Source organism: Spirosoma radiotolerans, assembly GCF_000974425.1.
In the GTDB taxonomy this organism is placed as follows: domain Bacteria; phylum Bacteroidota; class Bacteroidia; order Cytophagales; family Spirosomataceae; genus Spirosoma; species Spirosoma radiotolerans.
In genome coordinates this window covers 3,994,148-4,008,788 of record NZ_CP010429.1, presented here as the reverse complement: position 1 = coordinate 4,008,788, position 14,641 = coordinate 3,994,148, and the positions used below count along the sequence as shown (strand labels likewise).

The following is a 14,641-nucleotide window of genomic DNA, read 5'->3' as shown; positions in this document are numbered from 1 at the left end:
AACCTAAAAGTAAAGAAGTGAAACGGTTTACTGTTGCGCCCTAATAACCAGTGCTATCGACCAACTTAGCCTTACCGAATCGCCCCAACAGCCTCGCCTATTTTATCGGTGTTAATGATATCGACGCCTAGTTTACGTAGTTGTTTCCAACTGTTGGGCGTGTCCGGAATTGCCCAGAAACGAAACGGTTTATTGTCGCTATGGGCTCGTTTGATAACCCGTTTGAGTTTGTCCCGGTCATCACTGGATAGGTCGCCGGTGCCATCCCAGCGCGAATATGACTGGAAATTATCACTGATGAGGGCCACGCGCTGAAGTGTTTCCTGATCATATACTTCGCTGGGCCGACCGTCGAACTGAAGTAGCGGATAATCAAGGTAGGTATCAATTCTGGGGCGGCTTCCGCTAATGATCACCTGTACCGCTTTGGCATTCGCCATCCGGTTGAAACAAACCAGATTCGATTGCAGCATCGCTATGAGTTTAGGAAGCACCTCGGCCGGGTTTTCTTTTATGTCGATAACCAGCGAAAATGTGTAATCGCGATCTGCGCTGGGTCTGTCTTTATACTGCTGAAATAAACGGACAATGGGTTGAAGATACAGCGAGTCGAGCGTTGGTGGTTTTTGCGGAGACTCTTCTGGCTTCTCATGAGAAACCACCAGTTTACCATTCCGTAGCCAGACATCGGCTTCGATAAAGTCGGCCCGTTGTTCATACGCTTCCGTAAACGGCCTTGCTTTGGCATAATCGTTGTGAGAAAAAATTTTCTGCGCCCGTGTAACAGACACCGACGAAAGGAAGAGGATTAGAAGCAAACAATGGCGCATGGTGGAGTACTTGATTTTTGACAAAGTAACGCAGCTTATCCACGAAACCAAAACCTATGCGTACCTTGTCCTTTCGGACCAAACTACTAATTTTGGCTAAATTTAGTAGGAGATTAACCCTATTAAATTGAGTAGAATGGATTTTGTATCTTATTCATCATTCATTCTCCGACTTCTATCAATTATTACCCCTTACAATGGATTTACTGAAAGGAAAAGTTGCCCTGATTACGGGTGCGTCGCGCGGAATTGGACGGGCTATGGCACAAAAGTTTGCTCAGGAAGGTGCCAGTGTTGCCTTTACCTACTTGTCGAGTGTTGAGAAAGGACAGGCGCTGGAGAACGAACTTCGGGCGTTTGGTGGACAAGTAAAAGGCTATCGCTCCGATGCATCGGACTATAAAGCCGCCGACGACCTCATTGCCCAGGTTCTCGCCGATTTTGGCAAACTCGATGTACTGATCAACAACGCTGGTATTACAAAAGATGGCTTGTTAATGCGTATGACCGAAGAACAATGGGACACGGTAATTAACGTTAATCTTAAGTCGGTCTTTAACCTCACTAAAGCGGCCATTAAATCCATGATGAAAGCAAAGTCGGGTTCTATTATCAACCTGACATCGGTGGTGGGCATTCGGGGCAATGCGGGGCAGGCCAATTACGCAGCCTCAAAAGCAGGGATCATTGGGTTTACAAAATCTGTTGCCCTTGAACTGGGTTCGCGGAACATCCGCTCCAATGCCATTGCTCCAGGCTTTATTGAAACTGAGATGACCGGTGAGATTAATGAAAAGGCGCTTGAGGAATGGAAACAGCAAATTCCAATGAAACGAGGAGGCCAACCCGAAGAAGTCGCTGATTGTGCTGTCTTCTTAGCCTCCGACCTCTCCCGATACATCACCGGTCAGGTACTGCAAGTAGACGGAGGCATGTTAACCTAATTAGTAATGGTAAATGATACAATCGTATCGGTCACGCATCATTTATCATTTATCATTCATTATTTATCATTGACAACGTGCGTTCTGACGTAATTTTTCAATCCTCTGCCTGGTGGATTCTGGTGTGCCTGCTCGTGGGAGCAGTCTATGCGTTTGCCATGTATCAGCCGCTGCCCCGATTTGCGGGTAGTGGCGCGGCTACCGGAGGATTCGATAAACGAACGACCTATGGTCTGGCGGCATTACGCTTTGTCGTTGTCAGCTTTCTGGCCTTTTTGCTGCTAAACCCGCTGATTCGAAGCCTGCGTACGCTGACTGAGAAACCTAAAGTTGTACTGGCTATCGATAACTCCGAGTCGGTAGTGGCTGCGGGTCGTCCGGCGCTGACCCGGGCACTGGCAAGCTTACAGACACTTCAACAGCAATTGACCGAGAAAGGGTTGGACGTGTCTATTCATACGTTCGGTGATTCTGTCTCAACGGATGAGGAAGGCAGGTCGGATCTAACGCAAATCCCGTTCACCCATCGCACAACCGATTTATCGGGGCTGCTCTCAGGCATCCGATCCGATTATGAAGGGCGCAACCTGACCGATGTCGTGCTGGTGTCGGATGGTATTTTCAATCAGGGGCTTTCCCCAACGTTTGGTCAGTACCCGTTTGCCTTGCAGACGATTGGCCTGGGCGACACGATCCCGAAAAAAGACATTCAGCTGAAAGGCATCATAGCTAACCGGATTGCCTATCTGGGCAACCAGTTTCCCGTGAAAGCTGAAGTCATTAGTAATGGTTATCAGGGACGCAGCGCTACCGTAGTGTTGCGGCAGAATGGCAAAGAGTTAGGTCGGCAGGCTATCAACTTTGCCGGAAAAGTGGGCGGACAAGGTGATTCGTTCAACCAACTGACTTTCCAGACTACAGCTACCCAAAAAGGGGTTCAGCATTATGTGGTGGAGGTTTTACCACAACCCGGCGAATTCAGTACGCGTAACAACCGGCAGGATGTTTATCTGGATGTTATCGATGGAAAAGAGAAAGTGCTTTTGCTGGCGCTGACTCCGCACCCGGATGTAAAAGCATTGCGGAATATTCTGGAAAAGAACCAGAATTACGAACTCGATGTGCGTATTCTGACGGGAACTCCGGCAGAAGCCACTCCTCCGGCCGATAAGACCTATGATCTGATCATTCTGCACCAGATTCCTGATAATGGGGGCGTTGGAAGCCCACTGCTGCAGAAATATTTGGCCAAAAATACGCCCGTGCTGTACATACTTGGCAATCAATCATCGCTGGGGCCCTTCAACACGTCGAACCCGGTGATGCAAGTGAACGCCCAGCCGAACCAGAGCGACAAAGTTACGGGGGTATTCAACCCCGCCTTCAAGCAACTAAATCTCGATCCGGAGCGGCTTGGCATTTTGTCCAAATTACCGCCTATGTCGGTGCCGTATGGCGAATTCAGGTTGCAGGCGGGCAGTGAAGTCGTGCTCTGGCAGCAGGTCGGCAGCGTCCGCACCACCAAGCCCTTGCTGGCCCTGAACGTAACCAGCCCTCGTAAAACGGCTGTGCTGGCCGGTGAAGGGTTGTGGTCATGGCGGCTGGAGGAGTATGCCCTGACCGATAAACAGGAGGTCGTTGATGAGTTGATTCAGAAAGTAATTCAATTGATTTCTGTGAAGGAAGACCGACGTAAACTTCGGGTCTATCCAATTCGGAATGAGTTCGTAGCGGGTGAAAAAGTTATTTTCGAGACGGAGTTATATAACGATATTTACGAGCGGCTGTATGATAAACCTGTTCGGCTTGAGATCAGCGATGAGAAAGGGTTGACCCGTTCGTTCAACTACACGCCTACGGAGGCAAACAGCCGTTTTGAAATCAGCCGTCTGCCCGAAGGTGCGTATCGGTTCAAAGCCAGCGTAACGGTCAACAACAAGGCAGAGCAGTCGACGGGGCAGTTTGTGGTACGTGACCTGCAACTTGAAGCCCTTAACACCACCGCTGATCATGGGCTGCTTCGCCAGCTCGCCAAGCAGACAGGCGGGCAATTCTACACCGTCAGTCAAACGGATGAACTCGTTCGTACGCTGACCAATCGTCCGCACCCCGCCCGCCTGACCAGCACTGAAGAAATGAACGAACTCATCAACTGGCGCTGGTTATTCTTCGTCATACTAACCTTGGTGGCCATCGAGTGGGGTCTCCGAAAGTTTTATGGTGGGTACTGATTCTGATTTATGAGCGATAATTGACAGTAATTCAGTTCAAAGTTAGCGTTGCATATAGCTAAAATAACTCCAAGAGCCCAAGCTCATTAGACTGATCCAGCGTCTATATATTATCGATGTGCTTTCTTAATGTTGCCTCAACAACTGAAGTGGATTGGTTGCCCATGCGCAACAAGACGACTTTGGGAGGAAATCCATAGGTATTTGCCAGGTTGTAATAGTCGTCATCATTTGTGACGATAATTCAGCGGTTGGTCTTTGCCCATTGCCAGATAGCGATATCCTCGGCGGGAATTGGCAGTCCTGTCCGAGTGACGTGCAGACAGTCAGAAAAGACGGCTGTAAGTTTTTTGACTAGTCGATACGACAAATTAGCATCAAGAAGTAGTTTCATCAAGCTGCGATTAATCGCGTACGACGTTCGCTGTCGGCGGCAAATGCGAGTGCAGCATGAATGTGTTCGAGGGTTAGCTCGGGAAAGTCGTCTAAAATTTCATCATTGGCTATACCAGAAGCCAGCCATCCCAAAATGTCCTGTACCGCAATTCGTGTGCCTTTAATACATGGTTTCCCAAACCTGATGGTAGGGTTCAAACTAATAAATTCGGGATAGTTATTCATACTCAAATATACCAAGATTTATAACCTACTGTCTTACGCACCGGCTTCACCTGATTCGGCCCGCATGGCGTATTGCACAAACCGAATGTCGCTGAAGGATACATCGTTGCCCAGTCCCTGCCGGATCGTGCTTAGAGGCTCGGACGGATATAACTCAAGGTAAGCCCGAATACTGGCCACTTTCTTCGGAGGGAGCAGCGCATTAATGGCTAGTTCACCAGTTTTGACATAAGGCAGCAAATGGCTTTCGATGGTCGAAACGGCTAACCCGCGTTCGGCGGCAATCTCCTCAACGGCTTTTCCTGCCTGGAAGAATGCATAGGTGATGGCAGGCGACATTTCTTTAGGGTCTTTGGGCTGTTTAGGCGTTTTTACCTTGGGGGTGGCCGTGCTGGTGGCCCGGCCCGTGGGCGTTTCCCGAATGATACGCAGAATGTCTTCGCCAACCTGTTTCACTTTGGTCTTACCAAATCCTTTGATGGCCAGTAGTTCAGCCTGGTTCGTTGGGCGAAGGCGGGCTAACTCGACGATGGTTTTTTGTGGTAAAACCATGAAGCCGGAGGTGTTGTGTTCACCAGCCATATCGTTCCGCCATTTCATCAGGGCACCGTACAAACCACCCCGTGCCGGACTATCCGAACTCGGTGTTTCGGCAACCTGAGGCTCGTGTTTTTTGCGTTCCGGCTGAAAATCCAATTCGGCCCGGTTTCGAGCCTGTAAGTAATTCAACGCGTTAAAGCCTTCGCGGCAGCTCTCAAAGCTCCGCAGCTTGCTGAATAATTCTTTCTCCAGTTCGTCCAGTACTTCCAGCAGCAGATCACGCACCTTCTTGTTGTCGCAATCGGTGGGGAAACTGCGTAGGAGTGGGAGTAATTCAGTACCCAACAGCGTCTGGAAATACGTACCCGCCTTGCTGACCCGCTCCTGAAGAGCCTGATTCTGTTCGGGCAGGTTTTCGCTGGCGAAGTAACTCGGCAATTGGTGCTGAAAACGGCCCGACACATCGCTGGCTCTTTCGCGCACCAGATCCGTTAACTGCGTCAGAATAGGGGAGCCTTCGGCATCCAAACTGCTGGCGTGCTCATTCACAACGCGCCGGCACCGATAGAGCAGCGACGTGGTGCGTTCGAATGAAAACAACTCTCGGAGCAGGTGTTGCTGGTTGGTAAGCTTCGCCTGGTGCAGGTGTTGTTCGTTCGGCGTTTGCTGCTGAACATGCACATGGAAGTCTTCCAGTTCCAGTTCGGTTTTGATGCTGTGCGCCGGAATCGGTGAGCGCAGGACCAACCCATCCAGGGTTTTGCAGCGGCTAAGCGCTACGTACACCTGTCCATGCGCAAAGGCCGACGACACATCGAGAATCGCTTTTTCGAACGTAAGCCCCTGGCTTTTGTGTACCGTAATGGCCCAGGCAAGCTTAAGCGGAAACTGCCTGAAGGTGCCAATAGGCTCACTCTTGATTTCCTTGGTTATTGGGTCCAGGGTGTACTTGATGTTCGTCCAGTCCACAGGATACACGACGATTTCCTCCCCATCCTGATGACTCTTTACATAGATAGCCGAATCGTCCATGTCAGTGATTCGGCCGATTTTGCCATTGTAGTATAGTTTGTCCCGGCTAATGTCATTTTTGATAAACATCACCTGAGCCCCCACTTTCAGTTCAAGGCTGGCATCGGTCGGGTAGGTGTGGGCCGGAAAATCACCTTCTACAGTAGCCGTAAACAGGCGGGGTTTTCCTTTCAGCGCCAACAGCTTCTGATTATTAATTTGCTGCGCTGCCGAGTTATGCGTCGATAGGGTAATGTAGCCCTCGTCATCTTTGGGAGAGAAATCGGGAATGTACCGCTGATTCAGATTATCCAGTTGAGCTCTGGTTACCGTTTTTTCACGAATGCTATTGAGGAGGTTGATAAAGCGTTCGTCGGACTGCCGATAAATGTGCGTTAGTTCGATGGGGACGTAGGAGGTTTGCCGCAAGGCTTTGCTACCAAAAAAATAGCCCGTATCATAATAAGGCCGAAGTAGTGCCCAGTCCTCGTCTTTGATAACGGGCGGCAACTGTTGCATGTCCCCGATCAGCAGCAGTTGTACGCCCCCGAAGGGAGCTGAGTTCGTGCGATACCGCCGGAGCACTTCATCGATGCCGTCCAGCACATCGCTCCTGACCATACTGATCTCGTCGATCACCAGCAAGTCCAGGGTACGCAACAAATTGATTTTCTCCTTATTGAATTTCTTGCCTTCACGCTGCGTAGCCCCCGGTACCAGCGGCCCAAATGGGAGTTGGAATAACGAATGAATCGTGACGCCCCCGGCGTTGATGGCGGCCACACCCGTGGGGGCCACAACCGCAAGACGCTTAGCACTCAGTTGTTTGATCTGCTGCAGAAAGGTTGTTTTTCCGGTTCCGGCTTTGCCGGTCAGGAATATATTTTGGTTGGTATGCAGAACAAAATTGTTGGCAAGGTCAAGTTTTTCGTTTACGGGAATGGTCATAAAGCGCACAGGAGATAATAGACAAAGATACTCGATTTATAGACGAGTTCTGCGTTCAAACGTCATCCCGGCCGTGTCGTTTACTCTTTCGTTACGGCGATGATGATGGCCCCGGCTACCATCAAAAGAGCGCCCATAATCACCTGCCAGCTCACCTTTTCCTTCAGAAAAACGGCGGCCAGAATTACTGAGAAGAGCAGCGAGGCATTCGTAATGGGTGATACCTGAGAGGCATTTCCCAGCTTCAGCGCCCGGAACGAAAATAACGACGACAGGCAGGTGACGACTCCGGCAATGATCAGGTAAATCCAGACACGACGTTCAATACGTGAGACATCGGGCAGGTTTCCCTGTACAATCACCACGCTCCAGGATACGATCAATATCAGGACGGACTGAATGGCAAAGGCCAGACTCGAATCAACATGCTTGATCCCGGCTTTGGAAAGTGTAACGACAACGGCCGCTGATATAGCCGCCAGTAAGGCAAAAAGAATCCACATGGGTTTGGGGTTTATGGTTCATGGTTTACGGCGGTCCGTCACTACGGTTGGCTGATGCTTCAGCTGCTTTCGCCGGTCCGCCGTAAACCACGAACCACAAACCGTAAACCATGAACTGACAGTATGTAAAGCGTCAAGTGAAACAAAATGATTTAATAATTTGAGAGAAAGGTTTTTTGATTCGATCTGCCCTATTTTTGGTGACCCATCCCAACGGCCTTTTTAGGGTCAATCAGTACGCCTATGGATTCCAGAAGAGACTTTATCAAAAAAGCTGCGTTGTTGTCAACAAGCCTCTCGGGTATTTTACCCGAGTCGATTCAAAAAGCATTTTCTATCGATCCTCAGCCTGGTACGAGTTATCTGGATGCCGAGCACGTTGTCATTCTGATGCAGGAGAATCGCTCCTTCGATCATACGTATGGGACATTGCAGGGCGTGCGTGGGTTCAATGACCCCAGAGCGATCGACTTGCCGAACAAACACAAAGTCTGGCTTCAGACCAACGCAGTTGGCGAAACTTACGCTCCTTTTCGCCTGAACATGCACGACACGAAAGCGACCTGGATGAGTTCGCTGCCGCATTCCTGGGAGAACCAGGTCGACGCTCTGAACGGGGGTAAACACGATAAATGGCTGGATGCCAAAAAGTCGGGCAATAAGGAGTACGCACAAATGCCCCTTACGCTGGGCTATTACAACCGCGAAGATTTGCCCTTTTATTACGCTCTGGCGGATGCGTTTACGGTTTGCGACCAGAATTTCTGCTCATCGCTGACGGGCACGACACCCAATCGGCTGTTTTTCTGGACGGGCACGCTCCGCGATCCGCGCGATCCGAAGGCCATCGCCAATGTGCGCAACGAAAACGTGGATTACGGTTCGGAAGTTAGCTGGACAACATTTCCGGAGCGTCTGGAAGAAAACGGTATTTCCTGGAAAATCTATCAGAACGAAATTAGTTTGCCAACGGGGCTGGCGGGGGAGGCCGATGGTTGGTTAAGCAACTTCACCGACAATCCCATCGAATGGTTTTCCCAGTACCAGGTTCGGTATCATCCAGCCTATTACCGGCATATTCAGCAGGAGGAGAAAGCGATTCCTGAACGAATACAGACTCTGGAAACCAAATTGAAAAGCCTCAGCGAGAGCGATAAGGAGTACGCAACCGTTAAGCGTGAACTGGCTCACCAACAGCAGTGGCAGAAAATGGTCCAGTCTGATCTGGTGACTTATACGCCGGGAAAATTCAGTCAACTGCCTGAACGGGAAAAGAATCTTCATCAAAAAGCATTCACGACTAATGCCCGTGATGCCCATTACCATGAATTAACAACGCTGACCTACGACGATGGGGAGACCAAGCGGCAGCTAACGGTTCCGAAAGGCGATGTGCTTCACCAGTTTCGGGAAGATGTGGCGAACAAAACCCTACCGACTGTATCCTGGGTTGTCGCGCCTGAAAACTTCTCCGATCACCCTTCGGCACCCTGGTATGGCGCCTGGTATATTTCGGAGATGCTCGACATATTGACCCAGAATCCCGAGGTTTGGAAAAAGACAATTTTCATTCTGGCCTATGACGAAAACGACGGCTACTTTGACCATGTACCTCCTTTCTTACCCGCACATCCAGACCATCCCGAAACGGGCCTGACGAGTAAACACATCGATACCCGTTCTGAATTTGTGACACAGGAGCAGGAAAGCAAGCGGAAAAAACCAGGCCGGACTGGCCCGGTTGGTTTAGGGTTTCGCGTGCCTCTGGTGGTTGTCTCGCCCTGGAGCCGAGGTGGTTATGTGAACTCAGAAGTGTTCGACCATACCTCAACGCTCCAGTTTTTGGAAAACGTCCTGAGCCACAAAATAGGCAAAGAGATTCGCGAGCCGAACATCAGTACCTGGCGACGTACGGTCTGTGGCGACCTCTCGTCGGTGTTCAGGCCCTATAACGGCGAGGCAATCAAATTGCCGAAATCATTGGCAAAAGATGCCTTCATCAAGGGAATTCACAAAGCCCAGTTTAAAGACGTTCCAACCAACTATAAACGCCTTTCTGAACAGGACATTCAGCAGTGTGCCACCCATCCAACTGCTTCACCGTATTTGCCGCGTCAGGAAGAAGGCATTCGGCCATCGTGCGCGTTGCCGTATGAACTGTACGTAGATGGCCAGGTGGTCGATAAGCAGTTTGTTTTGACCTTGTCGGCGAAAACAGACGTGTTTGGCAAGCAGGCACTCGGCGCGCCTTTTCAGGTTCATCAACGCCAAAATGGCGGGGTCGCATTGCGTTCGTATACCGTATCGGCTGGTGACAAGTTGCGGGATTCGTGGCCTATTGATCAGCCTGTTCAACTGCATATACAAGGGCCAAATGGCTTTTATCGGGCGTTTAGCAGCGATCCGGCCAATCCGTTGATTCAGGTAGTATGCGATTACGAGCGGGATGTTAGAAAGAAGCTAACGGGTAATGTAGTTGTCAAGTTGAAAAATACAGATCCGGTGCGGTCATACACAATACAACTGCTGGACAATGCCTACCAGACAAAAAAGCAGTCAGTAACGCTTGAAAAGGCCGGTATGGCTGGCGAACAGCAGACGGTACTCCTTAATCTGAAAAATAGCCACAACTGGTATGACTTCAGCGTGAAAGTTGCTGGCTTCGACACGTTCGAACAACGATACGCTGGTCGGGTAGAAACCGGTAAAGCAGGATACTCGGATCCGTACATGGGTCGAATTCGCAAGACGTAGGGTAAAAAAGCCATTGCACCACTGACCCTAAAGCAATAGGAACCTATCAACTGCCGATCTCATTTAAACGTCAATACAGTACACCATGAACCGTAAAGACTTTTTGACCACCATGATCGGAACGCCACTGATAGCAGGCTTTAATAAATTCACTGATTCATTGCCTAAACAGGGACCCGAAATGCCCGTTCTATTTGTGGGTCATGGATCGCCCATGAATGGAATTGAAACGAATGAATTCAGTCAATACTGGAAAAAACTGGCGGGTGAAATCCCCATTCCGAAAGCAGTGCTGGTTATTTCGGCCCACTGGCTAAGCCGGGGCACTTATATTACAGCGATGGAATCGCCGAAAACGATTCACGATTTCGGTGGATTTCCACAAGCGCTGTTCGATGTCCAGTACCCCGCAAAGGGAAGCCCTGAACTAGCCAAAGAAACGGCTGGCCTGGTTCATTCAACCGTCGTTGGGTTGGATCACGACTGGGGCCTCGATCATGGTACCTGGAGCGTTGTCCGCCAGATGTACCCGAAAGCCAACATTCCTGTGTTGCAGTTGAGCATTGATTATTCTAAGGGCGGGCAGTACCACTATGATCTGGCCAAAGAGCTGGCGTCGCTACGCCGGAAAGGCGTTTTGATTTTAGGCAGTGGAAATATGGTGCATAATCTTCGGATGATTGCTTTGCCACCGTCCCGCGATTTCAATGCTGCCTTCGGCCACGACTGGGCCCTTTACATGAACGATACGTTCAAGAGACTAATCCTGAATGGCGACCACACCTCCCTGATTGCTTATGACCGGCTGGGGCCGGAAGCGCGTCTGGCCATTCCAACGCCAGAGCATTATTTGCCTCTGTTATATACACTAGGGCTTCAGGGTAAGCATGATTCGATTTCGTTCTTTAACGATAAAGCCGTGGCCGGATCGCTGACAATGACTTCCGTAAAAATTACGAATGCCTGAGTTGGGCTGATGGCCCAAACCGCTGGAAGTGGGTCGGAAAACAGTAAACGCCCTGACGGGTTACGTCAGGGCGTTTACTGTTTTCCGCTGGCTGAACTGATTCTATAAGGCTAAATGCGGTTAAAATACCATTAAAAATTGGAGCCAAAAGTGACATTCACACAGGGTTAGACTAGCTCTTCGAGCAAAAAAGCCGATTGTATTATTTTAATGTGCAGAATTTATTGCATTAAAAAAAGGTGAAGAATGATAATAGGCTTGTAAGGCGCTGATCGTAAGCATTTTTTATTGTTTAAACGAAATTTGTTTAAACGAATATTGGTTATACCTTTGACACGCCCTAACAGACATGGAAACCCAACTGATCAATGAATACCACCGGCTTATCAAAAACATCCATCAGACGGATGGCTTTATATTCAACTATTTTGGACAAAAGCTAGCCCCGTTCGATTTGTCGGTTCAACAGTACATCACCTTACGCCGTCTTTCAGAGGTTTACCCTAACAGTTTGACCGCGGGTGAGTTGAAAGAAAAAATGACGGATGTGAACTCCGATATGACCCGGCTTACAGATCGGCTGGTCGCGAAAAATTTAATTGTTCGTGAAATCGATCCACAAAATCGTCGGCGGGTCAATTTGCGGCTGACCGAAGACTCCTACCAATTTGTAGAAGCAGTAGCCGTCGAGTTTAAGAATTTTGAGTCGATCGTGAGTCATCTGACCAACGAGGAAGTACGCACAATGAACACACTGCTAGAAAAAATTAGAAATCGGTAAAATGAAAAAGTACGTAATCGGGGCTGGCTTATGGTTGCTGAGCCTGGGCTGGACAACCGCCCAGCCAACACCATCTGTTATGCCGCTGGATCAGGCTGTTCAACGGGCCTTACAAAACAACAAGAGTATTAAACTGGCCGATTCGCGCACGCTGGCGGCTGAAGCCCGCGCCCAGGAAGCGAAAGATCGTAGTTTGCCACAGGCAAATGCATCACTGGCGTACTCGCGCTATAGCCTGACCGGGCCTTTCGCATTCGGGCAGGGGAGTGATGGCAAGGCGCTGGCGTCTATTCCGGCGGGGGCGTTCAATGCCACCATCGGGGGCGCGACCATCACCAAGGAAGTATTTGGCGGGTTCGCGGAGAAATCAGCGGAACTGTCGGCCAATCTGCTGGCAAAAGCCAGTCAGCTGGATGCCCAGCGCAACCGGTCTGAACTGGTCTACACTGTTACCGATGCTTATTACAATATCGTGAAGCTGATTCGGTCGACCAGCGTGATTGACCAGAATATCCGGCAATTCGACGAGCGGGAGCGAGAAGCGCAGAATTTGCAGAAAGAAGGGGTTGTTACGGCCAATGAAGTATTGAAAATTCAATTACAGCGAAACAACCTGCAACTCAGCCGCCTGCAAGTCGAGAAAGCCCGGCAAACGGCACTCTATAATTTCAATCTGCTCATTGGCTTACCCGACGATCAGGTTATAACTGTCGATACAACCCTGGCTAACCCGGTCGTTACGGCCGAACCCTTGAGCAATTTCTTAGGACAAGCCTTACAAAGCCGTCCGGAGGTGCAGGCGAATGCCCTACGGGTACAATCGGCGGAGGCTATGCTGCGCAATACCAAAAGCAGTATGTATCCGCATCTAGGTGTGTCGGCGGGGTATAACTACATCAACCCAACGGCCCGGCTTATCCCTGAAGGGAGTTCGTTCATCAGTGCCTGGAACGTAGGTGCCGGCTTGAGTTATAACATCGGTTCGCTTTATAACATGAAAGGCAAACTGAATACAGCTAAAACAGCCATTGACCAGGCTTCCCTGCAAGGCCAGCAACAAACCGATCAGATTCGGTCGGAGGTTGTAACGGCTTATAACAACTACCAACTTGCCCTGGAGCAGCAAAACGTAATCCGCACGGCGGTTGGGCAGGCGCAGGAAAATTACCGCCTGACCGAATCCCGCTTCCGTAATGGACTGGTTGGTTCTACGGACTTGCTGGAGGCTGATAGCTTTCTGCTTCAGGCACAACTTAATGTAATCAATGCGACTGTGGATGCTCAGCTAGCGTATCAACGCCTGTTGAAAGCCACTGGCCACAATCTTTAATTAATCTCACGTTCTGACGAACGAAATAATAATCATGAACAAAAAAACTTTATTCCGCGTGGGGGGCGTCGTTGTCCTGGCCATTGCTCTCTTTTTCGGGTACAGCGAGTTTCGCTACCTGCAACGTCACGAAACAACCGATGATGCGCAGATTGACGGCGATGTGAACCCGGTTATTCCAAAAGCGGGTGGGTATGTAAAAGCCATTCGTTTTAAAGACAACCAGTTTGTTAAAGAAGGAGACACCCTGATTGTGCTGGACGATGCCGATTATAAAATTCGGGTAGCTCAGGCCGAAGCGGCCCTGCAAAGTGCTATGGCAGCTGCCGGTGTTTCGCGCTCGCAGGTCAACGTAGCCTCGGCCACGATACAAAGTTCTCAGGCAAGCGTACTGACGGCCCGGAATCAGGTGGCTACGGCGCAGGCCAATGTAACGGCGGCTCAGGCTCGCGCCCGCAAAGCCAATCAGGATTTTGACCGTTATAGCCGGTTACTGGCCGAAAAAACAGTGCCCCAACAGCAGTTCGACGCCGTACAGGCCGAACGCGATGCGGCCCAGGCGCAAGTGCAGGCTGCTCAGGCCCAGCTGCAAACTGCTCAGGCGCAGGTAGCGGCTGCCGGTACGCAAACGGGGGTTACCAATTCGCAGCGTCGGGCAACGGAAGGACAGATTTCGGTAGCCCAGGCGGCTATCAAGCAACGTCAGTCAGATCTGGATTTGGCCAAACTTCAATTGTCCTATACGGTTGTAAAAGCGCCGATCTCGGGTGTTGTTTCGAAGCGGTCCGTGCAGGTCGGTCAATTAGTGCAGGCCGGACAGGCGTTGTGCTCCATCGTGGGCAATTCGAGCCTGTGGGTAACGGCCAACTTTAAAGAAACGCAGTTGAAACAAATGCAGCAGGGCCAAACGGTCGACGTTGACGTGGATGCGTTTGAAGGCGAAAAACTGGTCGGCCATGTTGGGTCGTTTGCCGGGGCAACGGGGGCTAAATTCACACTCCTGCCACCTGACAACGCAACGGGTAACTACGTAAAAGTAGTGCAGCGGATTCCGGTTCGGATCGAACTCGATAAAAACAGCCCACTATATGCTAAACTTCGCCCCGGTATGAGCGCGACAGTAGCGGTGGATTTGCAGAAGTAATACCGGTTTATGGTTTGTGGTCTACGGTGGGTCCGTC

General features: G+C 50.2%; 11 protein-coding genes and 1 pseudogene. 7 read left to right on the top strand and 5 right to left on the bottom strand.

Going from position 1 to position 14,641, the window contains the following annotated elements; all coding sequences use genetic code 11:
* Positions 1-71: 71 nt before the first annotated feature.
* Entirely contained in the window at positions 72-830 is a 759-nt protein-coding gene (locus tag SD10_RS16305; RefSeq protein WP_052731209.1) for a phosphatidylinositol-specific phospholipase C/glycerophosphodiester phosphodiesterase family protein, read from the bottom strand.
* A 197-nt stretch (positions 831-1,027) separates the two neighbouring features.
* On the opposite strand from SD10_RS16305, the gene fabG reads away from it, so the two are divergent.
* Positions 1,028-1,774 carry a 3-oxoacyl-[acyl-carrier-protein] reductase gene (gene fabG, locus SD10_RS16300; RefSeq protein ID WP_046575112.1) on the top strand — a complete coding sequence of 249 codons (747 nt, stop codon included), beginning with the start codon at positions 1,028-1,030 and terminating at the stop codon, positions 1,772-1,774.
* A 158-nt stretch (positions 1,775-1,932) separates the two neighbouring features.
* Complete coding sequence (locus SD10_RS16295; RefSeq protein ID WP_227699239.1) at positions 1,933-4,005, top strand: vWA domain-containing protein; 2,073 nt, start codon at positions 1,933-1,935, stop codon at positions 4,003-4,005.
* A gap of 103 nt (positions 4,006-4,108) precedes the next feature.
* On the opposite strand, the pseudogene SD10_RS16290 reads toward SD10_RS16295, so the two are convergent.
* The 4 genes and pseudogenes from SD10_RS16290 to SD10_RS16275 form a co-directional block, all read right to left on the bottom strand.
* Positions 4,109-4,399 (bottom strand): annotated as a pseudogene (locus SD10_RS16290) (DUF5615 family PIN-like protein).
* A complete protein-coding gene (locus SD10_RS16285) occupies positions 4,399-4,626 on the bottom strand; it encodes a DUF433 domain-containing protein (RefSeq protein ID WP_046575105.1) in 228 nt (75 codons plus the stop codon). Before SD10_RS16285 ends, SD10_RS16290 begins: the two are co-directional and overlap by 1 nt.
* A 33-nt stretch (positions 4,627-4,659) precedes the next feature.
* Positions 4,660-7,125: a helix-turn-helix domain-containing protein gene (locus SD10_RS16280; protein WP_046575103.1), complete on the bottom strand. Its 2,466-nt coding sequence runs from the start codon at positions 7,123-7,125 to the stop codon at positions 4,660-4,662.
* A gap of 80 nt (positions 7,126-7,205) precedes the next feature.
* Positions 7,206-7,628, bottom strand: a complete 423-nt coding sequence (locus SD10_RS16275; protein WP_046575098.1) for an EamA family transporter — start codon at positions 7,626-7,628, stop codon at positions 7,206-7,208.
* Positions 7,629-7,871: 243 nt separating this feature from the next.
* On the opposite strand from SD10_RS16275, the gene SD10_RS16270 reads away from it, so the two are divergent.
* From SD10_RS16270 to SD10_RS16250, 5 genes are all read left to right on the top strand, one after another.
* A complete protein-coding gene (locus SD10_RS16270; RefSeq protein ID WP_046575093.1) occupies positions 7,872-10,382 on the top strand; it encodes a phosphocholine-specific phospholipase C in 2,511 nt (836 codons plus the stop codon).
* A gap of 85 nt (positions 10,383-10,467) precedes the next feature.
* On the top strand, positions 10,468-11,349 hold the full coding sequence (ygiD, locus tag SD10_RS16265; RefSeq protein ID WP_046575091.1) for a 4,5-DOPA-extradiol-dioxygenase: 882 nt from the start codon (positions 10,468-10,470) through the stop codon (positions 11,347-11,349).
* Between the two features lie 349 nt (positions 11,350-11,698).
* A complete protein-coding gene (locus SD10_RS16260) occupies positions 11,699-12,130 on the top strand; it encodes a MarR family winged helix-turn-helix transcriptional regulator (protein WP_046575089.1) in 432 nt (143 codons plus the stop codon).
* A 1-nt stretch (position 12,131) separates the two neighbouring features.
* The gene (locus SD10_RS16255) at positions 12,132-13,460 is read left to right on the top strand and encodes a TolC family protein (RefSeq protein ID WP_046575087.1); all 1,329 of its coding nucleotides are present in this window, start codon (positions 12,132-12,134) and stop codon (positions 13,458-13,460) included.
* Between the two features lie 34 nt (positions 13,461-13,494).
* The gene (locus SD10_RS16250; protein WP_046575086.1) at positions 13,495-14,604 is read left to right on the top strand and encodes an HlyD family secretion protein; all 1,110 of its coding nucleotides are present in this window, start codon (positions 13,495-13,497) and stop codon (positions 14,602-14,604) included.
* The last annotated feature ends 37 nt before the right edge of the window (positions 14,605-14,641 follow it).

Excerpts from the sequence above, each read along its gene's own strand:
- SD10_RS16295 (WP_227699239.1), top strand. The coding sequence starts at position 1,933 with ATGTATCAGCCGCTGCCCCGATTTGCGGGTAGTGGCGCGGCTACCGGA.
- SD10_RS16270 (WP_046575093.1), top strand. The coding sequence starts at position 7,872 with ATGGATTCCAGAAGAGACTTTATCAAAAAAGCTGCGTTGTTGTCAACA.
- ygiD (WP_046575091.1), top strand. The coding sequence starts at position 10,468 with ATGAACCGTAAAGACTTTTTGACCACCATGATCGGAACGCCACTGATA.
- SD10_RS16305 (WP_052731209.1), bottom strand. The coding sequence starts at position 830 with ATGCGCCATTGTTTGCTTCTAATCCTCTTCCTTTCGTCGGTGTCTGTT.
- fabG (WP_046575112.1), top strand. The coding sequence starts at position 1,028 with ATGGATTTACTGAAAGGAAAAGTTGCCCTGATTACGGGTGCGTCGCGC.
- SD10_RS16250 (WP_046575086.1), top strand. The coding sequence starts at position 13,495 with ATGAACAAAAAAACTTTATTCCGCGTGGGGGGCGTCGTTGTCCTGGCC.
- SD10_RS16280 (WP_046575103.1), bottom strand. The coding sequence starts at position 7,125 with ATGACCATTCCCGTAAACGAAAAACTTGACCTTGCCAACAATTTTGTT.
- SD10_RS16275 (WP_046575098.1), bottom strand. The coding sequence starts at position 7,628 with ATGTGGATTCTTTTTGCCTTACTGGCGGCTATATCAGCGGCCGTTGTC.
- SD10_RS16260 (WP_046575089.1), top strand. The coding sequence starts at position 11,699 with ATGGAAACCCAACTGATCAATGAATACCACCGGCTTATCAAAAACATC.
- SD10_RS16255 (WP_046575087.1), top strand. The coding sequence starts at position 12,132 with ATGAAAAAGTACGTAATCGGGGCTGGCTTATGGTTGCTGAGCCTGGGC.
- SD10_RS16285 (WP_046575105.1), bottom strand. The coding sequence starts at position 4,626 with ATGAATAACTATCCCGAATTTATTAGTTTGAACCCTACCATCAGGTTT.